Source organism: Amycolatopsis rhabdoformis (genome assembly GCF_035918295.1).
Lineage (GTDB): Bacteria > Actinomycetota > Actinomycetes > Mycobacteriales > Pseudonocardiaceae > Amycolatopsis > Amycolatopsis rhabdoformis.
On sequence record NZ_CP142149.1, the window covers coordinates 5,448,846 to 5,470,245 of the forward strand.

Sequence of the window (21,400 nt, forward strand, 5' to 3'; positions counted from 1 at the left end):
CCTCCCCTTCGTCACCCCATCGCGATGACCTTGCGCCGCTGCTTCTTCTGCCACCCGCCCTTGGCGAGCGCGTCGAGGCGGGCCTGCCACGAGATGCAGCCGGCCATGGCGAGGTCGATGAAGAGCGGCGAGTCAGGCCGCTCTTTGTAGATCGTCCACAAGGGAGTGTCGTCGTCGTCCAGGACGTTCAGGTCACCCTTGCGTGCGTTGCTGATGTGCCGGGCGAACCGCTCGTCACCGTTGTTCGTGACCTCACCGGTGGTCTGCGCCGTCTTGTACGCGCGCATCGCCTGGCCGATCTGGCGTGGCCGGTTCGTGTACCACTCGACGACCTTCTTCTCGCCGTAATTGCCCGACCACTTCGCGACGTTCGCCTCGAACCGCGGCGGGTCCGCGTACACGAGGAACACGCTCCACCGCTTCATGATCTCGGCGAGCGCACCGTCGACCTGCTCGTCGGTGACTTCCCAGTCGTCGGTCAGCGCGTCGTTCTCCCACGAGGCGAGCGGCATCTGGAGCCCCGTCTCAATGTGGGTACCGATGAACCCGCACGCGTCCCGCCACCGGGCGCCGTCGAACCCGACCACGATCGGCTCGTCGTCCGGGATCATGCCGGGCCGCGCCAGCTCCTTTGCCCAGCGGACCGGGTTGAACACCTGCCGGCTCGACGCGACCCACCGGTTCAGCCACACCCGCTCGAAGTACGCCTTGTCCGTACTCGGCTTGGTGTACAACGCCGCGATCGAATCGATGTCCGACCACGCCGCCACTGCCGGGCCCGATGCCTCGACGATCGCCGCGCGCAGCCCGTCCTCGGTCTCGAGGTCGTGCTGCTTGCCGGCCTCACGGTGGAAGAAGAAGAACTGCGGGTTCTTCGCCTTCCCCGCCGCGATGTCCTCGGCCATCTGCTTCTCGGTCTCGGCGACCGAACCCTCACCCGGCACGCCGGCCGTCGTCGTCGACAGCGACCACGGATCCGCGATCGGCCGCTTCGGGATGTTCGCCATCATCGTCTGATGCGCCAGCAGCAGACGCGCCGTCTTCATCCGGTGCGACTCGTCGAAGTGCTGGAACGTGGTGCGCGCGCCGTCGCGCGAGTCCGGGGCCGCGGCCAGCGCGACCGCCTTCCCGGATCCGTCGACGCGGGTGATGCGCTCGAGCGCCGCGTCGAACAGGTAGGCGTGGTCGCCTTCCTCGCACATCACCTTGAGCGCCGCGTAGGCGAGCTCTTCGGTCTGCTCCTCGGTGTAGGCGACCATCGGGATGTAGGGGTCGCGCACTGGCCGGCCAACCGGTTCCCCGTCGGCGTCCCAGCCGTCGAACCGCACCGGGCCCTCGGGGTGCAGCTCGGCCCACGCCACCCACGCCGCGAGCTCCGTTTTCGCGGTGCCTTTCCGCAGCGAGATGTCGACTTCCTTGAACCGCCGTCGCCCTTCCTTCGGGTGGCCCCTCGGGAAAATCTCGTACGCCCGGTAGATCAGCGCGCGCTTCTCGTCGTCAACCACCGCGGGCTCGCCGCGAAGGTCACCGGGACCGAAAGTGGCGCCGTCTTCGATCAGGTCAACGACCTGGGGGCCGAGCGTCGGCCAGGGCTCCTCGTCGAACGGCGGGACGATCAGCCCCGGCACGTCACGCCAGCTTCAGCACGTTCCGCGGATCCGGCTTCGGCTCCTTCACCGCGTGCTCCTTGCGGGCCGCGCGGCGCTTCTGCCCCTGGTCCTGCGCCTCGTCGACCCGCTCGATCTCCCACTGCAGCCGGCGGCGGTCGATCGGGGTGAGCCCGAACGCCATCCGCTGCAGCCGGATTTCCGCGGCCAGCGCGGTAGTGGGGTTTCGCCAGAAGTCGTCAACCAGCACGGCGAGGACGAACAGGCCGTGCATGTCGGAGATCTCGAACTCGGGCGCCATCGGCGACGCCCAGATGTCCGCCCACCACGCCAGCGTCATCTCGTGCCAGCCGACGATCATGTCGTCGCCGTCGTCCGACCGGTGCATCCGCTCCGGCAACGGCGGCATCTTCACATCGTGATCGCGCGACAGGGTCGCCCTGGTCGCGGTCTTGTTCCGGCGAGCCGGGTTCTGCTTCGGCAAGGCGGGCATCGCGCCCTCCAGATGTCAGGGCAACGGCATCGCACCGCCACCCGAATTTCATGATCGAAAAACCTGGGGGATCCGTACAGCCAGAAATCTGCCTCCCCGTCGGTCCCGGGTAGATCCACTTAGGGGGTATCCCCCCGGGGGGTACCTGGTCGAGGTGATCGACTTCAGCTCGCGCCTCGTGGATCGAAGATCGATGCGCTCGCGGTCATCGGTTCGCCCAACCTCCAGGCTGATGCCTTGCGGTTGAGCTGCTGTGACAGCTTGTGCAGAGTCCGCGTCCGTGCTTCGGGTCGTTCGGGTCTTCGCCTCGCAGCACCAGCGTGCGACGGTCGACCGGATGGTGGTCCGCGTGCACTGAGGGTTCGCGCTTGCACTCGACGCAGATCGGGTCACGGGCCAGGACACGGGGGCGGAAGCGGGTGGCGTGGCGGTGGCCGTAGCCACGTTCGCGTGCGCTGCCTCGTCGCTGCTCTGCTGCGCGCGTGTGCTCTGCACACCTGCCCGTGCCCGTGGGTACCAGCTCGGGGCAGCCGGTGGTGCTGCACACCTTCATGGCCCTGGGCATGGACTGCTCGGGCTAGGGCTGGGGCTGGGTGGTGGCCAGGGCGTCGAGACCCTGCTGTGCCCACGCATCAGCCGCAGCGATGGATGCCCGCAGCGTGGCGGTGGTGTCGGTCCGGGGTGCACGGGAGGCCACGGTGTCCAGGCGGCGTAGGGCTGCCTGGTACTCCTCCACGGGGGTGGTGTCCATGGGTGCTGCCTTCCTGCAGGGCGTACTCGATTCAGGGCGCCCGTCGCGCGCTGTCGGTGTGCCGGCCTGCGCCACGGGCTCTGCCCGGCTCTGTCGAGCAGCTGGCATGAGGACGGCCCCCGCGTACGCCTGCAGAGCGGTACGACGGGGGCCGTTCTGTCGTCTGGCTCCACGCCCCCGGGACTGGCCACGGCCAGTAGACGTATCCCCGGTTTCTGCCGCTCGCGCAGAGCGACCGTGTGGCAGGCCTTCGGGCTTCTCTGCGCGTCAGCCCGAGACGGCCGTGGGCGGGCATAGCTCACGCCCGGGTAGAGCGTTGCACACCTGTTGACCTTGGGCAATCACCGGGGGTCCACTGTGGCGCGTGTCGCGGTCTACCCGGCCAGGCGCTGTGCCTCGATGGTGGTTCGGCACGCCGGGCAGAGGATGCCGCCAGGGCCAGCCGGGGCGTTGTCGCACTTCGAACAGGTCGGGTTCTCGTCGCTCATGGATCGATCCTCACACGGCGGGCGAGGCGGCCTCAGCGGGCGGGGTCCAGCCGAGGGCGACGAGGGCTTCCGCGTCGGTCGGGTTGACGGTGACGTCGGCTTCGCCGGTGTAGGCCAGGGCGGCGCTGCCGAGGTCGATGGTGACCCTGGCGAGGTCGCCAGCACGGATGTCGAGCTGGAGTCCGGTGGCGCTGTGGGAGATGTCGTGGCCTTCGACGAGCAGCGTGGTGGTGCCGTCGGGGTTCTGGGTGATGGAGATGGGCTTGATCACCGGGGTGTCCCTGCTTTCCAGGTAGGTGAGGATTTCGTGGAGGTCGTAGCCGTCGGTCTTGGGGTCGCGGGTGATGTGGCCGCGATAGACCCAGGAACGGAGCGTGGTGGGTGTGACGCGGTACCGCTCGTCGCCGGTGCGGTCAGCCTCCTGCGCGAGGAGCAGGACGACGTCGGCGGCGCGGGCGCGGGTCACGGCGATGCCATCGGGCAGGTGCCGTCGCAGCGGGTGGGGCGGGTGAAACTGATCTCCGGCTCAGGCAGCGCCATGATCCGTGACAGGCCGGCGGCGTTCTGCCACACACGCACGACCTCGTCGGCAACCACGGCCGGGTCGTGGCCGAGGATGAACCGCTGCGGGTAGGCCATGCACGGGCACGGGCGGTGCAAGCCGAGGCGGCGCGCGGTGCAGGGTCGGACCGGGGCCATGATGTCTCGGGCGAGAGCGATGTCCTCGTGCATGCGGTTGATCGCGTCCTGCATCGGGCGGAGCGACTCCAGATCGTCCATTACGGCCGCCACTCCTCTCGGTAGTCCGGGTGATCGGCGTACGGAAGAGCCAGCAGGCAGAGGGTCTTGCACGGCCACTCCTCCTCGATCCAATCCTCCTGGTATCCGATCTTCCTGGACATGCACGTCCCGCAGTCGCGCTGCTTGTGATCAGGCTGATGCAGCTCGATGATCAGCCGTTTGGCGGCGACCTCGGCGAGCACGCGAGCCGGGTCGTGGCGGGCGATGTGCTCGGCGTTGTCGCCCGCGTAGTCCACGACCTCGTCGGTCGTGTGGCCCTTGTGGATGCCACCACCGTCTGCGTGCCAAGGACCGGGGTCCGCAGTTTTGGCGATCCGCTCGTCCTCGTCGAGGCGTGCGCGGAGGAACGCGATCAGGTCATCCATGGTCATCCCCCCGAGGCCGTGACGGTCAGCTTCGCACGGCAGCGGCTGCAGATGAACGCGCCTGGAAGGGGCGAAAGCATGGGGACCATGATGGCGTCCCAGTCGTGGCCGTGGGCGCGGCATTCGGCCTCGGCAACGATCCGGCGCGCGGTCGCGAGGTCCATCGGGGTGTCGCTACGCCGCGCGAGGGCGGCATTGCGGGCTTCGTTCGATCCACCGTCGACCGGGACGCACAGGTCGGCGCCCCAATAAACCTCGCGGCCGTCCTCTTGGACGAGTACGACAGTGGGGCGATCCGAGTAGGCGTAGACGTAGCCAGTGGCGTGGACGCCGTCGCCGTGGACGTAGCGAGCCTCGACGCGCTGCCCGTCGCGGACCCACTGCTCGTAGTTGGTCATGCTGCTGTCTCCTGTGCTGCTTCGAGGCGGACAAGGTCGAGGCCGTCGTATGTGCGTTTGCAACCGGTGCATTGGGCTGGCTTGCCGACGCCGCCCCAGAACACATCCCGGCCGCAGGTGACGTTGAGGCAGGCGCCGAGGGAGCGTTGCGGGGCGTCCCCGGAGAGCTGGCGGGCCATCGCGTGGACCTCGGCCATGTCGTTGAAGGCCTCACCGATCCACGACTGACCGGCGAGCCACCACGCGTTGCGCGTGATGTAACCGGCGTCCGCGTCGAGGGTTCCGCCCGGGCGGGCCTCGTCGCGATCCTCAGCGATGGCGTTGGCGAGGCCGGCGAGGCGGCCGGGGATGGATGCAACCCAGGTAGCCCCGTCGTCGGGGCGGCGCATGACGGCGTCGCCGTGCTCGTCCACGTCGCCCGGGAGTGAGCGGGGGTCGAGGGCGGAGATCACGTCGTCACGCGCCGGAGAGCGCGGCCCGAACCCCGGGGAGCCTCGGCCGGTCATGCCGCCGCCCGGCTGCACCATGTTCGGCAGGATCAGCGTGCCGTAGACGACCAGCTCCCCCACCAGCCGGATGAACCGGTTCACGCAGTCGTTGCACGCGTACGCGACGCTCGTGGCGTTCTGCCGCACGCAGACGCGGCATTTGCCTTCGGCGATGTCGGTCATCGGAACATCCCGCGGATCGCGGCGGCGAGCCAGCCGTGGCGCCGCACCGGGGTGGGTGCGGCGGTCCATGCCGTCCCGTACGGGCGGGCCGGGATGTCGGTTCGGGGTTCGTCGTCGATGCCGGCCAGCCCGGCCGGGTCGGCGGGTCGGCGTTCGGCGGTGTGGTCGTGGCCGATCAGGCCACCGAGCTGGACGCGTTGGCCTGGGCCGGTGTGGCGCAGGCACGTGTCGACCCCGGACAGTGCCGGCATCGGGCAAGGCCCGTCCTCCGTCGAAAGGCAAGGCCGGCTCACTTCGGCTCCTTTGGGGTGGCGTCTACCCAGGGGGTGACGAAACGGGACACAGCGTGAACACCAGGGGCAGTGAGGATCGCGGCAGAAGCCTCGGAGACACGGGAGATCTGGCCGCCGGCGTTGTCGTCGCGGATGCCCCACTCGACCTCGCGAGCGGCCGGTTCGTAACATTCGCTGACCGGCAGGTAGCCCACGACCGGGCAGCCCGCCATGGTCTCGTTGTCCTGCCAGCCCGAATAGCGTTGCGGGACACCGCCGGACCATGCGATGTGCCACGGCTCCGAAGCGGGCTTCGGCAGCTTCACGTACACGTGTCCTCGAAGAAGGCGCACCGTGCCGACGGGATCGGTCTCCGGCGTCGTGGGCTCGTCTTCGCTGTCCTGTGCCGGCTGGTGCTCCACCATTCCCGCGATGAAGTCCTTCTGCCAGTCCGTCAGCTCGACGCCGAGAGTCTGTTGGACGAATGCGACCGCTTGATCGCCTTTCGGCGCCTCGCTGGACTCCACAGGGGCGGCAGAGGGCGGGTCGACGATGGCGCCGATGCGTTCGAGCATGGTCGTCGGGAGCATCGGACCGCAGTGATGGAAGTCGGCGAGCACCGTGCGGATCTGGTCGAGCGCGGCGGACAGCTCCTCGGCCCGGACCTGCGCGGCGTAGACGCGGTCTGACTCGGTGGCGAGCTGCGTCTTGAGGCTGTCGTTGTCGGCTTCGAGGCTGCCGATGTACTCCTCGGTGCTCATCGGTTCCCTCCCTCGACAAGCGGGTGGATGGGGCAATGCGGTGCCTGAGCGCACGGCGCCTCCGCCGCGACGATGACTTCGATCCGGTCGACGAGGACCTCGGTGGAGCGAACCCATGCGCTTGCGTGGTCCCAACCGCCAGCGCGGTAGCCCCGGATGAGACCGCGGATCTGAGTGATCTTGTCGGCGTCGCTCATCGGTTCTCTCCCTCGCGGACAGTGCGGAACAGGTTGTCGCTGCGGTCCCAGGTGAAGCGGGTGGCTCCGTGCTCATCGGTGACTCGGATCCGGAGCGCGCCGGCGCAGCAGGCCAGGGAAAGAGCGCTCGACCGGGCGGCGTCGAGGGAGTCCTTCGTCAACGTGACGACGTCCGGCTCCGTCTGGCCGCGCAGCGGGCGCCAGGTGATCTCGACGTCGGCAGTCATCGGTTCTCTCCCTCGACGATGGCGCGGATGCGGCGGATGGTGGCCGGCGGAACGTCGTCGGTGTCCCAGCCGGTCAACAAGCGGCCGATGAGAGCGAGCTGCTGCTTGGCGACCATCTCCGCGTGCACGGTCTGATCGAGCAGCGCTTGCAGGGCCTTGACGTCCCCGAGCTTCACGGCGTCGGAGGGCCGCCCCGCGCCAAGCGGGTTTTCTTCCGCCTCGACCTGGGCTACGTAGTAGGCGCCATCGATGCACAGGAAGACCTCTTCGTGATCTTCGCTCCACCACAGTTCGGGCACGCGCGGCGTCTGGTCGCTCATCAGATCTCTCCGTTCACAAGTTCCCATTGGATGTCGCGGTCGTAGATCTCCGACTGCCCGTCGTCCCACGTCACCAGGAGCGGGCCGGGCATCTCCTCGATCGACGTGATCCGACACCCCTCAGGGGCGTCCGTGACGAGGTCACCGACCTTCAGGTTCTCGGTGCTCACCGACTTCCGGTCGATGCCGCTCATCGGCTGGCCTCCGTGGTGTCGCGCTCGACGATCGAACGGATGCGGACGAGTGCGCACCCGGGGCATTCGTCGATGCAGTCGCCGCTTTCATCGCCGTCCATGCCGACGTCGACCAAATGCGTGACCTCGTCGAAGTTGATCTCCGAAAGGTCCTCGCGGATTTCGTCGAGTCGGTTGGCGAGGTCTTCCGCCTGCCCACACCAGTGAGGCTCGGAAGCGGCCTCGGCGAGCTTCGCACGGGCCTCGTCACGCTCGCGCTTCCACGCAACGACGTCCCGTTGGTAGGCGGTCAGCAGCCGGTTCGCCTCGGCCAACTCCATCTTGTGGTGATCATCCGCGATCGCGAGCTTCGCCTCCGCAGCATCAGCGCGGGCGCCCGCGGTTCGGCTGGCCGCACGATGGGCGTTTCCCCACCTGTTCAGCGTCTTCGCTGCCTCCCACCACGACGAGGCACGCCGGCGCAGGTTCTCCTCCGAAGCGAAGACACCAGGCAGGTCTTCGGCCGGGATCCACTGCTCGATGCCGCACGAGGGGTGATGGCCGATTCCCGCGACCTCGTAGGGCGCCTCACACGTGCACTCGCCGGTCGGACCGACGACCCAGCCGTCGCGGATGGACCAGAGGCCAGTTTCGCCCGCCTGGCTGGGCCGCTCGCTGGCGTTCCCGGGTTCGGCGGGCACAGACACCGGAGAGGACGTCTGAACCTCTGAGAGAGGCCCGTACTTCTTCGCGATCCGCTCCCACTCCATCGGGACCGTCTCCGGGGTGCACCACAACGCCCCGCCAAGGGTGACGTTGCGCTCCCACACGTCGCCCATCGAGTCGCGGATCTTGAACACATCGCGCGGCATCGGGTCGCCCGCGTTCCATACGCGCGGCTCGGTCTGGTCACTCATCGTCGGGGTTCTCCTTGGTGGGTTGGGGTTCGGCGCGGAGCTGGTCGGCGTCGAGCACCGCGCGGTGAAGACGATCCGGGCGAAGATGCGGCCGGCAGTCGTAGCAGGGACGGGGATGTTCGGCGTCGCGGTCGACCCAGCCGTTGCCGTCGCAGCGCGGGTCGTGCAACGGCAGTTGCGGTTCCGTCTCGTCGACCGGCTCACCGAAGCGATCGAGGGCGTTCACGACGCGCTCCTCTGGGGATGGCAAGCGGGGCAACGCTTGGGGCGGCCGTCGTCGAGCTCGATCTGCCGGGTGCGTTCGTCGCACTCGCCGCACCATGCGTCGACGGAGCGGAGAGAGCCTTTCGCCCCCGTCCCTCTCTCCCGAAGGGAGAGGGACGGGTCGGGTCGGGTCGGGGTCTTGTGACTAACGCCGTCGGTCACACCGTTACGACGCCGTTCTCGGAAGCGCTTTTGTCGTTCCTTGCTGGCGTTCCGGTCTGCGAGCACCTTCTCGGAACTCGGATTGAAGTCGTGCCAGTCGTGGAAACGGAACCCTGGTTCACCGTCCACTTCGGCCTCTATCCACAGGCCGACCGTGACCAAACGGCGCGCGAAACGCAGCCGCGCGTCCCACACCCGGACTTCATCCACAGGCACGAACCCGTCCGAAACGTTGTCGGCCGCCCACGACCCCGCCAGGGTCCACAAGCCCATCGCCGGCAGCCGGTCGGCGCCGAGCTTGCGCACCTTCCGGTTGCCGCGCAGCTTGTCGTCCACTTTGAACCAGGTCACGCAGCGGCCTCCTGTCCGTTCCGAAGCCGGCGGATCTGCTCGCGCTCCCGCTCGGTCGTGCCGCCCCAGATCCCGAACTCCTCCCGGGTCTGGATGGCGTACTCGAGACAGCGGAGACGGACCTCGCATCCCGCACACACCCACCGGGCGGTCGTGGTGTCTTCGCCCTTCTCCGGGAAGAACAAGTCCGGGCCGATCTCGGCGCAGCGGCCATCCAACCGCCACGACACATCACCGTCCGGGTCCCCGAGCCGCACGAGTAGTTCCGGCACCTCGCTCTGGCGGGTCTTTCTGGGCAAGAGGTTCACCTCCTTCATCTAGTCAGGTGGGGCAGGTGGGCTACGGGCCGAGAAACAGCAGGCCGCGTTGAAACCCGAGGGCCACGGCCTGCCCGCGGTCGCGGGCGCCGAGCTTGCGGAACAGCCGCCGGTTGTGGGTCTTCACCGTGTCCTCCGACAGGTACAGCTCACGGCCGATCTCGGCGTTCGTCAGCCCGCGGGCCATGCCGCGCAGCATCTGCACCTCGCGCGGCTTCAAATCGAGCTCGGCTGCTCGCTTCGTCGACGCCCCGGTCTGCGCGTACGGCGGATGCACGTTGAAACGAGGGGTCTGGGTCGCACCCCGGTCGATCTCGACCAGCAGCATCCCGGCCTGCGACAGCAGGTCCTGCAACGGTTCCCACGCCTCGTCCTGCACCAGCAGGGCCGCCCGGTAGCGGCGCACCATCGGCGCCGGCGGGGGAACGATCACGGCATCCACGGTCACTGGTTCTGTCCTTCCTGGACGGTCTTGGCCTTGCGGGCGCAGGCGAGGCACTCGGGAGCGTCAAGCTCGTGCCAAGCGGTGCCCCACGACCAGCCTTCCGAGCCGCACAGCGCGGCCGTGTTGCCGGAGTCGTAGCGGCGCTCGGCGTAGTTCTCGACGCCGACGTCCGGCACGAGGTGCTTGCGGCGCCCTCGCGGGGTGTGGACGGTTTGTGCCCACTGGTGCCCGTCGGGCACGGGCGTGTTCTCGACGCCCCACTTCGGAGTGTGCGGGCAGTCCGTGGCCAGGTTCCGCACCTCGCTCCGGAGCCCAATCGTGACCCTGAGCCCAGCCGCCTTGTCGCGCTTGCGCTGCTCAGCGTTGGGTTCGAAGTCGGCCCACGCGTCGTCTTCGGTCAGTGCGCCGTCGCGAACAGTCGAGATGCCGGACATGCAGCCGCACGGTGAATACAACAGCCACGAGCAGTCGTCGATCGGAGTCGGCTTGCCGTCGATCTCGAACAGCATCTTGGTCACGTGGGTCTCCAGGGGTAGTGGGATCTGGTTGGGGTCGACCGGGTGGTCGGGGGTGGCGTGCGCCGGCGCGGCGGTGGGGTTGGCGCGTCCCCAGCACACCGGGCCGAAACCGCGGCGCACGGACTTCTCGTCGCGCAGCGGGCGGTTGCAGGTCGGGGACTGGCAGCGCGTGGTCACGCCGTGACCCGGGTCCCCCGCTGGTGCTCGACGAGCACGGCGACGTGGCCCAACGCGATGACGCCGTGCAGCCCGTAGGCCTTCAGGTCGGCCGGCAGGGCGCGGACGGAGACGGTGACCGCGTGCCCGGACATCAACTGTCCGACCACCACGAGTCCGGTGTCGGTGGCCGACACCAGCGGGTAGACGAGGTGGCGGGCCCAGTCCTGGAACAGGGCGTACTCGAAGTCCCGCAGGCGCAGTTGGGGTCGGGGGGCGTGGAAGGTGAGGCGGGAGAGGCCATCCACGTCCAGGCCCCACGCTTTCGCGTGCTCCACGATCCGATGCATCATGTCGAACGAGTTCATCGCGCGACCCCCTCGACGTAGTCGGGGTGCTGGGTGCGCATGTGGTCCGCGACGTTCTGGAAGGTGCGCTGGCAGCACTGGCACACGCCAGCGGCGGCGCGCTTCTTCTGCTTCGTGATCACACCGCGCAGGGCGGCGTTCGAACGCTCGGCAGCCTCACGCTGGTCTCGCTGGTGCATCTCCCTGCCCTCGGCCCATTCCTGGCGCTTCTTGGCCTGATCCAGCTGGCGGCGGAGCCGAGTCGCCTCGCTCTCCCTGAACACGCGGGCGTGACCGTTGGGGCAATAGAACGCCTCACCGTTCTCCCGCTTCTCAGCCGTGAAGGTGGTCGGCATCGCGAAGCTGACGCCGCACTTCCCGCACTGGTGGACTTCCAAAGTCTCGGTCGCGTAGATGGAGGTCATGCGCTCTGTCCCTTCCGGACGAGGTGGTAGGTGTCGCTGTCGTCGGTGATCCGCACGAGCCCCCAGGAGAAGTGCTCGAACGGCACCGCGGCGGGGTCCTGGCTGCCGAGGACGGACCAGCCGCCGGCGCGCGCGGCTTCCGGGTTCTGCGTGACGAACGGGTGGCAGATGAGGGCACACAGCCGGAGGCCGTTGGCGGGGTTCCACTCGCCGCCGCGCGACCGGTTCTTCCGGTGATGCCACTCCAGCGGGCCGCCGGAGCCGCACCGCTCACAGCACGACGAGCGGCGCTTCAGCGCCTTCTTCCCCGCGTCCTCCGACCACACCGACCGGCGCTCGGCCTTCGTGCGGCCACGCTTCGGCTTCATCGCCGTGCGGGCCAGACCGGCACCACGGGCGAGGAACCCGGTCCGCTTCAACGGGGTACGGCGCTCAAGCACGGGCCGTCTCCTCTTCCAGCGTGGGCATGCCGCTCGTCTTCAGCAGCTGCAGGAACTCGGCAAGCTCCGCGACCGACGCGTCACCGGTGGCCTTGTGCATGCGCTGCTTGAACACGGCCTGCGCGTACTCGACATCCCAGGTCTTCTGCTTGCACAGCTCGGCGATGTCGCCACGCAGCCGGTTCGCCGTCGCCACGCGCTCCGACGGTGCCGACACCGGCTGCTCGCGCTCGGCCTGCCGGTTGCGGACCTCCTCCTGCGAGGCGATGCCCTGCCGCGTGTCGGCCGCCAACGCGGCCACGATCGCCCGACCCCACGCCGACGTCTCCGCGTTCTGCAGCTCCGAACCACGCGTGTACGGGGTCCGGCCCGGGAACTGCTCGTAGGCCATACCCATGCCCGGGCGCGGGTCCTCCGGGTTCCGGAACGCCGCGGCGACAACGACGATGAACGTCTGGTCGCCGATCTTCTCCACCCGAAACGGCGTCTGCGGGTCGGCCGGCTGTAGCGAGCCCTCCGGGAACTTCTCTCGGAACTCGACAATCCGCGAGGCAACGTCGATGTAGCCCTCGGCGAACGCCATCACGCACCGCCTTCAGGCTGCAGCAGCTCGGCGCCGCGCTGCTCCCACAACCGGGCGGCCGCTTCCTTGCCTCCGGCCGCCGACCGGAACGACAGGTACGGGTCACCGACGTGGATGTCCACACCAGGAGGCAGCTCACCGGACGCCGCCGCCTCGTTCAGCACGCGCTTCGCGTAGTCGGCTTCGACCTGGCGCACGATCTTCTCCGGGGCGTTCTCCTCGACCCACGCCCGGAACGCGTCGGCGTCCTTCACGTACAACGACGCCTGACCCTTGTTGTACGAGAACGACCCCAGCAGCTCACCGTCAACGTTCGCGCCAGCGCGGTCGCCGGCACCCATCGCAGCGAGCAGCTGCGCCTGTACCGCGGTCTTCAGCTTCTGTGCCTCGACCAAGGCCTGCTGCATGCCCTGCTGCGACATGGCGAACTCGCGCTTGGCCTCGTCGACCGCGTTCTTGACCTCGTCCTCGTAGAAGCGGGCCATCACCAGCTGTGCCGGCAGCGACAGGTCGCTCACGCGGTCACCCCCGCGTTCTCGACACCGAACTCGCCGTCCGTCCAGATGTGCAGCACGTGCAGCGCGCCCCGGTACGCGTCCCGTTCGGTCTCGGCGCCCCACTTGTTCATCTGGGTCGTGTAGCGATCGATCATCTTCTCGGCCTTCTGCTCGCGGTTCTTCAGCGCTTCGGCGAAGGCGGCGATGTTGTGGCGCAACCGGTCCAGGTCACGTTGGGCGGGGCTCACAGGGTTCCTCCGATGTGTCCGGCGCCGCGCTTGGCGGCGACGAGTCGCGTGTAGATCTGCCCGTACTGCTGGTAGGTGTGGGCGCCGGCGTCGGTGCAGGCGTCGACGAACTCGGCTTCGGACACGTAGGTGGGGTCGTTGGCGTGGCCGTAGGTGATGCCGTAGTAGAAGCCGTCGAGCTGGTTCACCAGGACGGACTTCCTGTCGATCGCGGCGAGCTGCTCGCGGACGGCGTCCTCGTGCTGGGTGGTCATCTGGCCACCTCCGGCGACGTCCGCGCCTCGATTCGCCGCAAGCACCCCTTGCAGGTGACCGGGTCGTCGGTCTCGACCGCGCTGTAGAGGATCCGGCCGCACAGCGGCTGGCTGGTTTGACACTCGTGCACGACACCGCCGAGCGCGCTGCGGATGTGGATCGTCATCGGTTTGCCTCCGTGCAGGTGCCGTACTGCGGGCGGCAGACGGTCATGGTCGGGTCAGGGGTCGCGTGGGTGACCGCGGCGAGCGCACCGAGCGACACGACGACGATCACGACGATCAGGGCGAGGGCGCCGGCGATCGCGACGAGCACGTCCGTCTGCTTCTCCGTCAGCCGCCGCTTCGGCGCCTCGTCCTTGCGGAACTTCCCGCAGTAGCAGGACCCGTCCGGCTCGGTGTCGCGGTCGGCGGCGCACTCGCGACCGGTCATGCAGTCGCGCAGCGTCCGGCCGTCGCCGGAGAACATCGACCAGTCGACGAGGCTCGACCAGCAGAACTTCGGCGACCGGTCAAGCAGGCTCGCAACGCGCCACCGCAGCTTCTCCATGATCTTCGGCATCACGCCACCTTCCATTCGGGGTAGGGCACGCTGTCGATGTCGGCACGCCACGCCGCGAACATCGCGTTCAGCTGCTCGGCGGGCGGGCGCGGGGCGCGCGCCGGCTCCGGCGGCCCGGACGGCAGCACGCCGTCGGCGCACCCTGCGAGCGCGGTCACCGCGGTGACGAGCGCGATGCCGACGAACCCGATGCGCGCGCCGAGGCCCTGCAGCTTCGACTTCCGCGCGTCCGTCGGCGCGCTGGTCTCCGGCTCCGGGGCGGGCGTGGGGGCCGGCTTCGGCCCCAGCTCCTCGTCGACGACGTTGTCGATCCACTTCGACGTGTCGCGCAGCCTCTTGCCGATGTTCATCGGGCACTCCTCGGGATTCGGTCGTGGGAAACCCACGCGAAGACGAACGTGATCCACCAGCCGACGAGCGCGCCGACAGCCGGGAGGACCGTGGCGGCGTCGTGCGGGCCGTACGCGAACCAGCGCGGCGGCACGATCAGCACGAGGAACACGGCCAGCGCGACGTTCAGCACCAGCCACCGGCGGTACACCGCGAGACACTGCTTCGAGGTACGGGCCATCACGCCCACCGCCCGTCGGGCATCAGCACTTCGATCGTGATGTCGTGGTCGTCGCCCTCGGCCTGCTCCCCACGCAGCCGCCACAGGAGGCCACGCTCCGGCTTCCCGCACACCCCGAACGCGCAGCACGAGCACACCTGCTTCAGCTCGTCGATCGCCTCCGGCCGTCGACCATCCGGCCGCGGGTACAGGCGCACATCGGCGAAGTGGTCAACCTCGCCGCACTCCTCACACGGCGGCACACCTCGCGCGGCCATCGACTCGGCCGCCCACTCCGCGAACCCCGCCGGCGTCTGCACCAACGGCACCGGAACCGCCGGGCCGCCGAACACGATGTGCTCGCGCTCCACCACGGGGCTCACAGGTGCGCCTCGATCAGATCAGCTATCTCCGAGAACGTGGCGTCCCGCGAGTCGTTCCAGGTCGACAACGCGTACCCGCCGACCTTGGGGTCGAAGCTCCCCAGCTTCGCCCACGCCTCCACTGCGCGCGGAAGGGACAACTCCGACACGTCCCTCGGGTCGCTCGTCGACTCGAACCCCCGCTGCGACGAAAACCGCACCACGACACCCGCTTGCGCCGCCAGATCACACAGCACGCCCAGGCAGCAGAACCGGTCGTTCTCGACCAGCACCCTTTTGCCCTGCTCGTACTCACCGGACCGCAGTGCAGCGATCCACTTCGCCTTGATCTCCGGGTCCATCCGGACCTCGGTAGACTTCGTGTCGATCATTGAGAACTCTCTTTCTCGGTGATCACGGCCCGTTCCGCGTTCCCGCGCGGGGCGGGCCCCTTCGTTTTCTGGGTCAGGCGTCCTCGGTGAGCTCGGCCAGTGCAGCGTCAAGCGCCCACGTCGGGTACACGTTGATCAGTCCGAACGTGGCGTCCTGCCGCTTCCGCGGCTCCTGCCCAGCCGCGCGCATCACCGCCGACGCGCGCTTGCCGAGCAGCGCCAGCGACGGCCGGTCTGTGGGCAGGTCGTTCAACTTCGCGTAAGCCAGCGCCGCGAACTCGCCGTACGCACCCTCGACCGACGCAACCCGCGCGTCGATCTCCCGCACCTGCACGGCCTGCCGCTGCTGCTCCACCTCGATCGCGGCCTGCTGGTCGACGAGCACGTGCAGCGCCTGAGCCCACGCCGGCAGCTTCGACGCGCGCCGCTCCACCACCTCGGCCTGCACGGTGCGCGCCGCGAAGTAGGCCTGCGCTGCCGCCACTTCCGGCTTGTTCGGGTCGCCGTTCATCGCCACGAGGTACGCCGCCTGGCGCGAGAGCTGGAAGTCCTCGCGGGTGCCAGACGCGAACTGGCCACCGCCGGACCGGTTACCGGAGTCGGTAAACGGTGCGACCTGCTCAAACTCGCGGGCAACGTCCATGCCGGTGTTGCTGGCCGACTGCTGAGCCCGAGCAATCGCCGTCATGAGGTTCTGCCATTTGGCGTAGCCCATCAGGCCTTGCAGGTGGCGAGCCGACCAGAACTCCGACCCGTCCGGGCGGTTCTGCTTGATCCGGTCGAACGGGGAACCGGACACGGGAACGAGGTCAGACACTGGGAATCCCCTGGTTTCTGTCGAGAGTGGACGGTCAGAGGAAGCAGCCGACGGCGGCCTCGACGGTGCGGGCGGCTTCACGGTCGGCCAGCGGCCCCGCCTCCCGGTCGTCCTTCGGTCCGGCTTCCCGGTCGTCACGGGCGAACAGCTGCTTGATGAGCGAGAACATGGGATTACCTCCGAGTAGGGGTGGTGCGGGGAGTGACTCAGGAAGCGCGGCGGTTGCGGTGCCGCGTGGTGGAGCGCGCCGTGGCGCCAAGGACGGACACGTCCACGTCCGGCGCCGGCTTCTGCTCGACGACGGGAACCTCGAGCTGCCGGCGAATCTCGGCGACGTGCTCGTCGGTGAACCGCGCCGATCGGCCGACCTTCAGGTGCGGGTACCGCCGCTGGCGGACGCCTTCCCGGAGCCACCAGTCGGACTCCGAGCCGAACATCGCGACGACCTCGGCGATCGAGTACGTGGTGTTCACGCCGCACCGCTTTCGGGGTGCGCGCGGTTGGGCGACTTGGTGTCGGACTGCTCGCGCTTGCGCGGCCCGGTGGTCTTCGGCTGGGGCTGCTGCGGCGGCTTGTCCGGCACCTTCTTCGCGTCGATCAGGAGCTCGGCGACGTCGCAGCCCAGGGCGTCCGCGAGCAGGGTCGCGACCATCTCGGATGCGGACTGGGAGCCGCCCTCGACGTTGTAGTAGTGGCTGGGGCTCAGGCCGATCTGCTCCGCGATCTCGCGTGCAGTGATGCGGCGCCCCCTCCTCACGGCCAACTCGAGGCGCTTGGCCCGGAGGTTTCGTAGGATCGGCATGTCACACAGAATACGTAAAATCCGTAAGTCGTCAAGCACACGCACGCAAGTTGGCTAAGCCCAGGTAGAACATTGCCAGTTCAGGTAACTTCAGGTACTTTTGCGGCATGCGTGAAAAGCGGACGGAACGCCTGCTCAAGCGGCCCAGAAAGGCCTGGCGACGCGGCGAGACAGTGGCTGATTGCGGCCCGGGCCGTCATCCTCGGCACGTGGACACGCAGAAGACGCAAGCCCGCGTGCAGCTCGGAGCGCTGATCAAGCGCGAACGCCGGGCCGCCGGCATGAAGAAGCAGGACGACCTCGCCACGAAGACCGCGCTCAGCGTGAGCGTGATCAGCCTGGCCGAGCGCGGCAGCAAGGTGGAACCGAACACGCTGCGCCAGATCGAGACCGCGCTGGACTTCCCCGCCGGCTCATTCGAGGCGTACGTGAGCGGACGCGGCGCGCTTCCCGTGCGCGAGCAAGGGGCGAGCACGGCGCTGCCGGACGCTCCGTCGGTGCAGACGATGTCCCGCGCGGAACTGGTGGCCGCGGCGATGGTCGTCGAGGAGGTCTACGGGCAGGAGGCTGGCGATCGGTTCCTGCTCGATGCGCTGGAGAAGCGCGCCCAGGCTAGTCGAACGAATGTTCGAGAGCAAGCCGGTTGATCTTCCTGGGTGACAATTTGGGAAATTCGGTAACAGAACGTTGATCCACGGAGAATTTCACGGCGATTGGGGCAATCCACTACACCCATTAGGAGGGCACGTGTCCCGAGAACCGCGCAGTGGGGGAACGGTCCGCAACAAGCGCATGGTCCAACTGGGTTACGCATTCGCCCTGATCGCTGTCGCAGTGGTCACCGTCGTGAACGCCCTGGTCGGATGGGCATCGAACGCCTACAACTGGCACCCACCGGTCTTCATCTTCACCAACGGCATCATGATCATCGCCTGGATCGGCGTCTTCTCCATGACCCACCTCGAGCGCGGCCGTCGGCAACGCGAGGACGAGCTGGAGGCGATCCGCTGCGAGCACCAGGATCTGCTCAGCACAGTCGAGGAACTGGGCGACAAGATCGACACGCTGCTCACCGAGTTGTCGCGGGCCCGCCTGGCGGACCGATATCTGAAGGCGATCGACGGCGCTGAACGCCCGTGGAACGTCGTCCCCCTCGGGGACAGGCACGCCTGATTTGAGCCAACGCGAACCAACGTGACACACGCGGTTCCCAGGTCAGCAGGTTCATACCTATGGGCCGATGGGGTGAAAACCGGGTTCGAAACCCGTCGCTCACCCCATCGCCCCAGTCTGGTCAGTGGCCTTGCGGCCACTTTCCCCAGGCTGGGGTTTTGCCGTTTTGTCTGGGGGTCGGACCCCCAGGCCCCCGCCAGGGGGCTTCGCCCCCTGGACCCCCATACCGTGGTGACGTTCCCCGGAAGCCCTGCCCCGTGGTGAGTTTCCGCCAACCGTATTCGTGGTGAGGTCCCCGGCAGCCGGACCCGTGGTGAGGTCCCCGGAGCGCGTATTCCGTGGTGAGTTTCCGGTACGAGCATGTCGTGCTGAGTTCGCGGGAGCCCTGTGCCGGTGGTGGGTGGCTGGCCAGGCCGTGTTGTGGGCGGGTGGGTCGACGGGTGCCGTGGGTGGGGTCCTTTGTGGAGGGTGAGAGGGGCTAGGGGGTGAGGAGGAGGTCGCGGAGGGTGGTGAGGAGGAAGAGGAGGAGGGAGACGTAGGGGTGGCGGGTCGGGGTGGGGCGGGCGCCGCGGCCGAGGCGGGCGAGTTGTTGTTGGTGGTGGGCGGAGTTGAGGAGATCGTCGAGGAGTTTGGGGCCGACGTGTGGGGGCGTGGTGGGGCTGAGGGTGGTCGGGTCGGTGAGGAGTTTGGTCGGGAACGTCGGATCGTGGGTGATGGGGCGGGCCAGGCCGATGAGGTCGACGGAGCCGGAGGAGACGGCGTCGGCCATGGCGGCGTGGGCGCGGAAGCCGCCGGTGAGCATGAGCGGCACGGTGAGCTCGCGGGCGAAGTGGTCGGCGAAGTCGAGGAAGTAGGCCTCGCGCGCGAGCGTTGAGGCGCGCTGCGGAGCGCCGTTGACGACGGCGATGCTTTCGTAGGTGCCGCCGGAGACTTCGAGCAGGTCGATGCCTTCGCATTCGAGGGCCTGGGCGACCACGAGGGCGTCGTCGGGGTCGAAGCCGCCACGCTGGAAGTCGGCCGAGTTGAGCTTCACCGAGAGGATGAACGCCGGCGGTGTCGCGGCGCGGATCGCGCGGACGACGTCGAGCAGGAAGCGCATGCGGTTCTCCAGTGACCCGCCCCAGCGATCGTCACGCCGGTTGACAAGCGGCGACAGGAACTGGTTGAGCAGGTAGCCGTGCGCGGCGTGCAGCTGCACGCCGTCGAAGCCCGCTGCAGCCGCGACGCGCGCGGCCGTGGCGAAGCGCTCGACGAGAGCGACCACTTCCACGTCGGACAGCGCCCGCGGCTTCCGGAAGAGCCACTTCCCGAGATCCAGGGGCACCGCCGAAGGCGCGACGACGTCCTGCTGCCGCCCGGCGAGCGCCAGGCCACGCATCGATTGCCGCCCCGCGTGCGAGAGCTGCAGGATCAGCTTGGCTTCGGTGCCGACGGTCGCCGCCGCCCAGCGCCGCAGCTCGGGCAGGAACCGGAAATCTTCGATCACGACGTTGCGCTGCGCTTCGAGCGCCGTGCCGTCGACCATCACGTTTCCACTGATCAGCAAGCCGGCACCGGAGTGCGCGAGCCGCCGGTACGCCTGCGCGAGCTGCCGCGTCGGCGCGCCCCTGCGGTCGGCCAGATGCTCACTCGTGGCGGCCTTCGCCAGCCGGTTCGCCAGGACGGTGCCGTTGGGCAGCGTGAGCGGGGTCGCGAGGACATTCTCCTGTACGTTGTACATGTCCCCAGCGTGACCTTTACGCCGTACAGTTGTCAACGACAGTGACCACGGTCACCACCCCACTGGGCCGACCGGCGCCGGCACCCGCCCGGCCCCTTGCGCTCCGCCCGCGAAGGTGCAAACCTGCAGCTAGGACGGGTGCGACCCACCCGCCCTCGGCTTGCGGCGCCGTAAGGGGACCCCCTTGAAACGGTGCCTGAACAGGCTGCTAATCTTTTCCACGTCGCCGAGGGAAACCACAGCGGCGGGCAACACCAAGCGCCATTAGCTCAATTGGCAGAGCAGCTGGCTCTTAACCAGCGGGTTCGGGGTTCGAGTCCCTGATGGCGCACCCACACTCCCCAGGTTCAGGAAGTTTCTGACCTGGGGATTTTTGGTGTCTGGGAACGTTTCTTCCGATTGCGCACCGTCCACAGTGGTCGAGCGGGAGGATCTACGCCGGGCTGGTCTCTTCGCTCATCGATGCCAGGGGCGGCGTTGGGGCCATTGCCGAATGCGCGGTGACACCAGTCGTTTTTAGGATCGGCATCAAAGTTGCCGCGGAGCTGGCTAGTGCCCTCTGCCCGCCCACGATGGGAGCCACACGTTGCCGGCTTGCCGGCCGGCCAAGTCGGCGTCGAGGTAGGCGAGCAGTTCGGCGAGGTCGGCGCGCTTGTTGTCGGTGCGCCAGACGACCCAGAGCGGGAAGACCGGGGTGGGGTCGACGATCGGGATGCGGCGAAGGTCGTAGTGGGCGGGCCACAGGTAGCGGGAGCCTTCGCCGACGAGGTTCGCGAGTGTCGAGGACTCGGCGATCTCGGTCAGCAGCACTTCGACTCCGAAGGCGGGCCCCAGGAGGTCGATGGTGATCCCGAAGGCGGTGGCGAGTTCGTCGTAGTAGGCGGCGACCTCGTCCCCACGCGGTAGGCCCGGCATCCAGATTCGGTGGTCGGCGAGTTGGTGCGGCGTCACGGAAGAGGCGCCGGCAAGCGGGTGGTTCGGGCCGACCAAGAGCTCGTGGCGGTCTTCGATGACCCGGGCGCTCGAAAGTCCCGCGCTCGCGAGTTGTTTCTTCGCTTCGGTCAGGCCGCGAAACGTGGCGTCGACGGTGCCGCCCGCGACGGCGGCGAGGGCCGCCTCGAGGTCGAGATCGGGCAAGGCGACGACGTCCAGATCGAGCTCGCGGTGCTGCTGGTAGAAGGCGTGCAACAGCGTGGCCGGCGCCGTCCGCCGGTTGCGGACGTCGACCCTGAGCGCGCGTCGGCCGGGCACCACTGATGCGAGGGCACGGTCCTCGGCCCGGAGAAGCTCTCGTGCGTGCGGCAGGAACGCCTCACCGTCCACGGTCAGCGTGGCACCGCGCGGCCCGCGGGCGAAGAGGAGCACGCCGAGCTTGCGCTCGAGCGCGCCGATGCGTTTCGAGACCGCCTGTTGCGTGATGCCGAGCTCGTCGGCCGCGCTCTGGAACTGTCCTTCCGAAGCGACCGTGAGGAAGGTCCGCACCGCGTCGAGGTCCACGCGGACACGGTAGTCGCACAACGGTTGGTTGTGGCGCGCCGTCCGCTTGGTTGTTTGGCCCGCACGTCCGCTCGGGA

At 68.5% G+C, this 21,400-nt stretch carries 39 protein-coding genes, 1 tRNA gene and 1 pseudogene; 3 read left to right on the forward strand and 38 right to left on the reverse strand.

What is annotated here, in order from left to right; translation table 11 throughout:
* Window positions 1-11 precede the first annotated feature (11 nt).
* From VSH64_RS24915 to VSH64_RS25090, 36 genes and pseudogenes are all read right to left on the reverse strand, one after another.
* On the reverse strand, window positions 12-1,628 hold the full coding sequence (locus VSH64_RS24915; RefSeq protein WP_326565088.1) for a terminase: 1,617 nt from the start codon (window positions 1,626-1,628) through the stop codon (window positions 12-14).
* A 1-nt stretch (window position 1,629) separates the two neighbouring features.
* Window positions 1,630-2,100, reverse strand: a complete 471-nt coding sequence (locus VSH64_RS24920; protein WP_326565089.1) for a phage terminase small subunit — start codon at window positions 2,098-2,100, stop codon at window positions 1,630-1,632.
* 1,249 nt (window positions 2,101-3,349) lie between these two features.
* Window positions 3,350-3,805 carry a hypothetical protein gene (locus VSH64_RS24925; RefSeq protein ID WP_326565090.1) on the reverse strand — a complete coding sequence of 152 codons (456 nt, stop codon included), beginning with the start codon at window positions 3,803-3,805 and terminating at the stop codon, window positions 3,350-3,352.
* Window positions 3,802-4,119, reverse strand: a complete 318-nt coding sequence (locus tag VSH64_RS24930) for a hypothetical protein (RefSeq protein ID WP_326565091.1) — start codon at window positions 4,117-4,119, stop codon at window positions 3,802-3,804. Before VSH64_RS24930 ends, VSH64_RS24925 begins: the two co-directional genes overlap by 4 nt.
* On the reverse strand, window positions 4,119-4,505 hold the full coding sequence (locus tag VSH64_RS24935; RefSeq protein ID WP_326565092.1) for a DUF6221 family protein: 387 nt from the start codon (window positions 4,503-4,505) through the stop codon (window positions 4,119-4,121). Before VSH64_RS24935 ends, VSH64_RS24930 begins: the two co-directional genes overlap by 1 nt.
* 2 nt (window positions 4,506-4,507) lie before the next feature.
* Window positions 4,508-4,903, reverse strand: a complete 396-nt coding sequence (locus VSH64_RS24940) for a hypothetical protein (RefSeq protein ID WP_326565093.1) — start codon at window positions 4,901-4,903, stop codon at window positions 4,508-4,510.
* Window positions 4,900-5,574 (reverse strand): hypothetical protein, encoded by a 675-nt coding sequence (locus tag VSH64_RS24945; protein ID WP_326565094.1) that lies wholly within the window; start codon window positions 5,572-5,574, stop codon window positions 4,900-4,902. Before VSH64_RS24945 ends, VSH64_RS24940 begins: the two co-directional genes overlap by 4 nt.
* Complete coding sequence (locus tag VSH64_RS24950; protein ID WP_326565095.1) at window positions 5,571-5,825, reverse strand: hypothetical protein; 255 nt, start codon at window positions 5,823-5,825, stop codon at window positions 5,571-5,573. The genes VSH64_RS24945 and VSH64_RS24950 overlap by 4 nt, the downstream gene beginning before the upstream one ends.
* A gap of 38 nt (window positions 5,826-5,863) precedes the next feature.
* Window positions 5,864-6,607, reverse strand: coding sequence for a hypothetical protein (locus VSH64_RS24955; RefSeq protein ID WP_326565096.1), 744 nt, complete (start codon window positions 6,605-6,607; stop codon window positions 5,864-5,866).
* Entirely contained in the window at window positions 6,604-6,804 is a 201-nt protein-coding gene (locus VSH64_RS24960; RefSeq protein WP_326565097.1) for a hypothetical protein, read from the reverse strand. Before VSH64_RS24960 ends, VSH64_RS24955 begins: the two co-directional genes overlap by 4 nt.
* On the reverse strand, window positions 6,801-7,031 hold the full coding sequence (locus tag VSH64_RS24965) for a hypothetical protein (RefSeq protein ID WP_326565098.1): 231 nt from the start codon (window positions 7,029-7,031) through the stop codon (window positions 6,801-6,803). The genes VSH64_RS24960 and VSH64_RS24965 overlap by 4 nt, the downstream gene beginning before the upstream one ends.
* Window positions 7,028-7,351, reverse strand: a complete 324-nt coding sequence (locus VSH64_RS24970; protein WP_326565099.1) for a hypothetical protein — start codon at window positions 7,349-7,351, stop codon at window positions 7,028-7,030. Before VSH64_RS24970 ends, VSH64_RS24965 begins: the two co-directional genes overlap by 4 nt.
* The gene (locus tag VSH64_RS24975; RefSeq protein WP_326565100.1) at window positions 7,351-7,545 is read right to left on the reverse strand and encodes a hypothetical protein; all 195 of its coding nucleotides are present in this window, start codon (window positions 7,543-7,545) and stop codon (window positions 7,351-7,353) included. The genes VSH64_RS24970 and VSH64_RS24975 overlap by 1 nt, the downstream gene beginning before the upstream one ends.
* Window positions 7,542-8,441: a hypothetical protein gene (locus VSH64_RS24980; protein WP_326565101.1), complete on the reverse strand. Its 900-nt coding sequence runs from the start codon at window positions 8,439-8,441 to the stop codon at window positions 7,542-7,544. Before VSH64_RS24980 ends, VSH64_RS24975 begins: the two co-directional genes overlap by 4 nt.
* The gene (locus VSH64_RS24985) at window positions 8,434-8,667 is read right to left on the reverse strand and encodes a hypothetical protein (RefSeq protein WP_326565102.1); all 234 of its coding nucleotides are present in this window, start codon (window positions 8,665-8,667) and stop codon (window positions 8,434-8,436) included. Before VSH64_RS24985 ends, VSH64_RS24980 begins: the two co-directional genes overlap by 8 nt.
* The gene (locus tag VSH64_RS24990; protein ID WP_326565103.1) at window positions 8,664-9,218 is read right to left on the reverse strand and encodes a hypothetical protein; all 555 of its coding nucleotides are present in this window, start codon (window positions 9,216-9,218) and stop codon (window positions 8,664-8,666) included. The genes VSH64_RS24985 and VSH64_RS24990 overlap by 4 nt, the downstream gene beginning before the upstream one ends.
* Window positions 9,215-9,535: a WhiB family transcriptional regulator gene (locus VSH64_RS24995; RefSeq protein WP_326565104.1), complete on the reverse strand. Its 321-nt coding sequence runs from the start codon at window positions 9,533-9,535 to the stop codon at window positions 9,215-9,217. Before VSH64_RS24995 ends, VSH64_RS24990 begins: the two co-directional genes overlap by 4 nt.
* Before the next feature lie 22 nt (window positions 9,536-9,557).
* Window positions 9,558-9,755 (reverse strand): annotated as a pseudogene (locus VSH64_RS25000) (response regulator transcription factor); the annotation flags it as partial.
* Window positions 9,756-9,979: 224 nt separating this feature from the next.
* Window positions 9,980-10,675 carry a DUF6011 domain-containing protein gene (locus tag VSH64_RS25005; RefSeq protein ID WP_326565105.1) on the reverse strand — a complete coding sequence of 232 codons (696 nt, stop codon included), beginning with the start codon at window positions 10,673-10,675 and terminating at the stop codon, window positions 9,980-9,982.
* Window positions 10,672-11,022: a hypothetical protein gene (locus VSH64_RS25010; RefSeq protein WP_326565106.1), complete on the reverse strand. Its 351-nt coding sequence runs from the start codon at window positions 11,020-11,022 to the stop codon at window positions 10,672-10,674. The genes VSH64_RS25005 and VSH64_RS25010 overlap by 4 nt, the downstream gene beginning before the upstream one ends.
* Window positions 11,019-11,426: a hypothetical protein gene (locus VSH64_RS25015; protein WP_326565107.1), complete on the reverse strand. Its 408-nt coding sequence runs from the start codon at window positions 11,424-11,426 to the stop codon at window positions 11,019-11,021. The genes VSH64_RS25010 and VSH64_RS25015 overlap by 4 nt, the downstream gene beginning before the upstream one ends.
* Entirely contained in the window at window positions 11,423-11,866 is a 444-nt protein-coding gene (locus VSH64_RS25020; protein ID WP_326565108.1) for an HNH endonuclease signature motif containing protein, read from the reverse strand. The genes VSH64_RS25015 and VSH64_RS25020 overlap by 4 nt, the downstream gene beginning before the upstream one ends.
* Window positions 11,859-12,449: a hypothetical protein gene (locus VSH64_RS25025; RefSeq protein WP_326565109.1), complete on the reverse strand. Its 591-nt coding sequence runs from the start codon at window positions 12,447-12,449 to the stop codon at window positions 11,859-11,861. Before VSH64_RS25025 ends, VSH64_RS25020 begins: the two co-directional genes overlap by 8 nt.
* The gene (locus tag VSH64_RS25030; RefSeq protein WP_326565110.1) at window positions 12,449-12,967 is read right to left on the reverse strand and encodes a hypothetical protein; all 519 of its coding nucleotides are present in this window, start codon (window positions 12,965-12,967) and stop codon (window positions 12,449-12,451) included. The genes VSH64_RS25025 and VSH64_RS25030 overlap by 1 nt, the downstream gene beginning before the upstream one ends.
* Window positions 12,964-13,194: a hypothetical protein gene (locus tag VSH64_RS25035; RefSeq protein ID WP_326565111.1), complete on the reverse strand. Its 231-nt coding sequence runs from the start codon at window positions 13,192-13,194 to the stop codon at window positions 12,964-12,966. The genes VSH64_RS25030 and VSH64_RS25035 overlap by 4 nt, the downstream gene beginning before the upstream one ends.
* Complete coding sequence (locus VSH64_RS25040; RefSeq protein ID WP_326565112.1) at window positions 13,191-13,448, reverse strand: hypothetical protein; 258 nt, start codon at window positions 13,446-13,448, stop codon at window positions 13,191-13,193. Before VSH64_RS25040 ends, VSH64_RS25035 begins: the two co-directional genes overlap by 4 nt.
* Window positions 13,445-13,615, reverse strand: coding sequence for a hypothetical protein (locus VSH64_RS25045; RefSeq protein WP_326565113.1), 171 nt, complete (start codon window positions 13,613-13,615; stop codon window positions 13,445-13,447). The genes VSH64_RS25040 and VSH64_RS25045 overlap by 4 nt, the downstream gene beginning before the upstream one ends.
* Window positions 13,612-14,010, reverse strand: coding sequence for a hypothetical protein (locus tag VSH64_RS25050; protein ID WP_326565114.1), 399 nt, complete (start codon window positions 14,008-14,010; stop codon window positions 13,612-13,614). Before VSH64_RS25050 ends, VSH64_RS25045 begins: the two co-directional genes overlap by 4 nt.
* A complete protein-coding gene (locus tag VSH64_RS25055) occupies window positions 14,010-14,360 on the reverse strand; it encodes a hypothetical protein (RefSeq protein WP_326565115.1) in 351 nt (116 codons plus the stop codon). The genes VSH64_RS25050 and VSH64_RS25055 overlap by 1 nt, the downstream gene beginning before the upstream one ends.
* A complete protein-coding gene (locus VSH64_RS25060; RefSeq protein WP_326565116.1) occupies window positions 14,357-14,581 on the reverse strand; it encodes a hypothetical protein in 225 nt (74 codons plus the stop codon). Before VSH64_RS25060 ends, VSH64_RS25055 begins: the two co-directional genes overlap by 4 nt.
* Window positions 14,581-14,943 carry a hypothetical protein gene (locus VSH64_RS25065; protein WP_326565117.1) on the reverse strand — a complete coding sequence of 121 codons (363 nt, stop codon included), beginning with the start codon at window positions 14,941-14,943 and terminating at the stop codon, window positions 14,581-14,583. Before VSH64_RS25065 ends, VSH64_RS25060 begins: the two co-directional genes overlap by 1 nt.
* Window positions 14,940-15,314: a hypothetical protein gene (locus VSH64_RS25070; protein ID WP_326565118.1), complete on the reverse strand. Its 375-nt coding sequence runs from the start codon at window positions 15,312-15,314 to the stop codon at window positions 14,940-14,942. Before VSH64_RS25070 ends, VSH64_RS25065 begins: the two co-directional genes overlap by 4 nt.
* Window positions 15,315-15,387: 73 nt before the next feature.
* A complete protein-coding gene (locus VSH64_RS25075; RefSeq protein WP_326565119.1) occupies window positions 15,388-16,113 on the reverse strand; it encodes a hypothetical protein in 726 nt (241 codons plus the stop codon).
* A 52-nt stretch (window positions 16,114-16,165) separates the two neighbouring features.
* On the reverse strand, window positions 16,166-16,300 hold the full coding sequence (locus VSH64_RS25080; RefSeq protein ID WP_326565120.1) for a hypothetical protein: 135 nt from the start codon (window positions 16,298-16,300) through the stop codon (window positions 16,166-16,168).
* 37 nt (window positions 16,301-16,337) lie between these two features.
* Window positions 16,338-16,604 carry a hypothetical protein gene (locus VSH64_RS25085; RefSeq protein ID WP_326565121.1) on the reverse strand — a complete coding sequence of 89 codons (267 nt, stop codon included), beginning with the start codon at window positions 16,602-16,604 and terminating at the stop codon, window positions 16,338-16,340.
* Entirely contained in the window at window positions 16,601-16,933 is a 333-nt protein-coding gene (locus VSH64_RS25090) for a helix-turn-helix domain-containing protein (RefSeq protein ID WP_326565122.1), read from the reverse strand. The genes VSH64_RS25085 and VSH64_RS25090 overlap by 4 nt, the downstream gene beginning before the upstream one ends.
* 209 nt (window positions 16,934-17,142) lie before the next feature.
* On the opposite strand from VSH64_RS25090, the gene VSH64_RS25095 reads away from it, so the two are divergent.
* Both VSH64_RS25095 and VSH64_RS25100 read left to right on the forward strand, forming a co-directional pair.
* Window positions 17,143-17,580 (forward strand): helix-turn-helix domain-containing protein, encoded by a 438-nt coding sequence (locus VSH64_RS25095; protein ID WP_326565123.1) that lies wholly within the window; start codon window positions 17,143-17,145, stop codon window positions 17,578-17,580.
* Between the two features lie 100 nt (window positions 17,581-17,680).
* Window positions 17,681-18,106 carry a hypothetical protein gene (locus VSH64_RS25100; RefSeq protein ID WP_326565124.1) on the forward strand — a complete coding sequence of 142 codons (426 nt, stop codon included), beginning with the start codon at window positions 17,681-17,683 and terminating at the stop codon, window positions 18,104-18,106.
* Window positions 18,107-18,584: 478 nt separating this feature from the next.
* On the opposite strand, the gene VSH64_RS25105 is transcribed toward VSH64_RS25100, so the two are convergent.
* Window positions 18,585-19,826, reverse strand: a complete 1,242-nt coding sequence (locus VSH64_RS25105; RefSeq protein ID WP_326565125.1) for an NADH:flavin oxidoreductase/NADH oxidase family protein — start codon at window positions 19,824-19,826, stop codon at window positions 18,585-18,587.
* Window positions 19,827-20,084: 258 nt separating this feature from the next.
* Between VSH64_RS25105 and VSH64_RS25110 the strand changes: the two genes are divergently transcribed.
* Window positions 20,085-20,157 (forward strand) — tRNA-Lys (locus VSH64_RS25110).
* Window positions 20,158-20,375: 218 nt separating this feature from the next.
* Here VSH64_RS25110 and VSH64_RS25115 read toward each other — a convergent pair.
* Window positions 20,376-21,323 carry a LysR family transcriptional regulator gene (locus VSH64_RS25115; protein ID WP_326565126.1) on the reverse strand — a complete coding sequence of 316 codons (948 nt, stop codon included), beginning with the start codon at window positions 21,321-21,323 and terminating at the stop codon, window positions 20,376-20,378.
* Window positions 21,324-21,400 lie beyond the last annotated feature (77 nt).

Excerpts from the sequence above, each read along its gene's own strand:
- VSH64_RS24920 (WP_326565089.1), bottom strand. The coding sequence starts at position 2,100 with ATGCCCGCCTTGCCGAAGCAGAACCCGGCTCGCCGGAACAAGACCGCG.
- VSH64_RS24930 (WP_326565091.1), bottom strand. The coding sequence starts at position 4,119 with ATGGACGATCTGGAGTCGCTCCGCCCGATGCAGGACGCGATCAACCGC.
- VSH64_RS24935 (WP_326565092.1), bottom strand. The coding sequence starts at position 4,505 with ATGGATGACCTGATCGCGTTCCTCCGCGCACGCCTCGACGAGGACGAG.
- VSH64_RS24940 (WP_326565093.1), bottom strand. The coding sequence starts at position 4,903 with ATGACCAACTACGAGCAGTGGGTCCGCGACGGGCAGCGCGTCGAGGCT.
- VSH64_RS24945 (WP_326565094.1), bottom strand. The coding sequence starts at position 5,574 with ATGACCGACATCGCCGAAGGCAAATGCCGCGTCTGCGTGCGGCAGAAC.
- VSH64_RS24950 (WP_326565095.1), bottom strand. The coding sequence starts at position 5,825 with ATGCCGGCACTGTCCGGGGTCGACACGTGCCTGCGCCACACCGGCCCA.
- VSH64_RS24955 (WP_326565096.1), bottom strand. The coding sequence starts at position 6,607 with ATGAGCACCGAGGAGTACATCGGCAGCCTCGAAGCCGACAACGACAGC.
- VSH64_RS24960 (WP_326565097.1), bottom strand. The coding sequence starts at position 6,804 with ATGAGCGACGCCGACAAGATCACTCAGATCCGCGGTCTCATCCGGGGC.
- VSH64_RS24965 (WP_326565098.1), bottom strand. The coding sequence starts at position 7,031 with ATGACTGCCGACGTCGAGATCACCTGGCGCCCGCTGCGCGGCCAGACG.
- VSH64_RS24970 (WP_326565099.1), bottom strand. The coding sequence starts at position 7,351 with ATGAGCGACCAGACGCCGCGCGTGCCCGAACTGTGGTGGAGCGAAGAT.
- VSH64_RS24975 (WP_326565100.1), bottom strand. The coding sequence starts at position 7,545 with ATGAGCGGCATCGACCGGAAGTCGGTGAGCACCGAGAACCTGAAGGTC.
- VSH64_RS24980 (WP_326565101.1), bottom strand. The coding sequence starts at position 8,441 with ATGAGTGACCAGACCGAGCCGCGCGTATGGAACGCGGGCGACCCGATG.
- VSH64_RS24995 (WP_326565104.1), bottom strand. The coding sequence starts at position 9,535 with ATGAAGGAGGTGAACCTCTTGCCCAGAAAGACCCGCCAGAGCGAGGTG.
- VSH64_RS25010 (WP_326565106.1), bottom strand. The coding sequence starts at position 11,022 with ATGAACTCGTTCGACATGATGCATCGGATCGTGGAGCACGCGAAAGCG.
- VSH64_RS25015 (WP_326565107.1), bottom strand. The coding sequence starts at position 11,426 with ATGACCTCCATCTACGCGACCGAGACTTTGGAAGTCCACCAGTGCGGG.
- VSH64_RS25025 (WP_326565109.1), bottom strand. The coding sequence starts at position 12,449 with ATGGCGTTCGCCGAGGGCTACATCGACGTTGCCTCGCGGATTGTCGAG.
- VSH64_RS25040 (WP_326565112.1), bottom strand. The coding sequence starts at position 13,448 with ATGACCACCCAGCACGAGGACGCCGTCCGCGAGCAGCTCGCCGCGATC.
- VSH64_RS25045 (WP_326565113.1), bottom strand. The coding sequence starts at position 13,615 with ATGACGATCCACATCCGCAGCGCGCTCGGCGGTGTCGTGCACGAGTGT.
- VSH64_RS25050 (WP_326565114.1), bottom strand. The coding sequence starts at position 14,010 with ATGCCGAAGATCATGGAGAAGCTGCGGTGGCGCGTTGCGAGCCTGCTT.
- VSH64_RS25055 (WP_326565115.1), bottom strand. The coding sequence starts at position 14,360 with ATGAACATCGGCAAGAGGCTGCGCGACACGTCGAAGTGGATCGACAAC.
- VSH64_RS25060 (WP_326565116.1), bottom strand. The coding sequence starts at position 14,581 with ATGGCCCGTACCTCGAAGCAGTGTCTCGCGGTGTACCGCCGGTGGCTG.
- VSH64_RS25070 (WP_326565118.1), bottom strand. The coding sequence starts at position 15,314 with ATGATCGACACGAAGTCTACCGAGGTCCGGATGGACCCGGAGATCAAG.
- VSH64_RS25080 (WP_326565120.1), bottom strand. The coding sequence starts at position 16,300 with ATGTTCTCGCTCATCAAGCAGCTGTTCGCCCGTGACGACCGGGAAGCC.
- VSH64_RS25090 (WP_326565122.1), bottom strand. The coding sequence starts at position 16,933 with ATGCCGATCCTACGAAACCTCCGGGCCAAGCGCCTCGAGTTGGCCGTG.
- VSH64_RS25105 (WP_326565125.1), bottom strand. The coding sequence starts at position 19,826 with ATGTACAACGTACAGGAGAATGTCCTCGCGACCCCGCTCACGCTGCCC.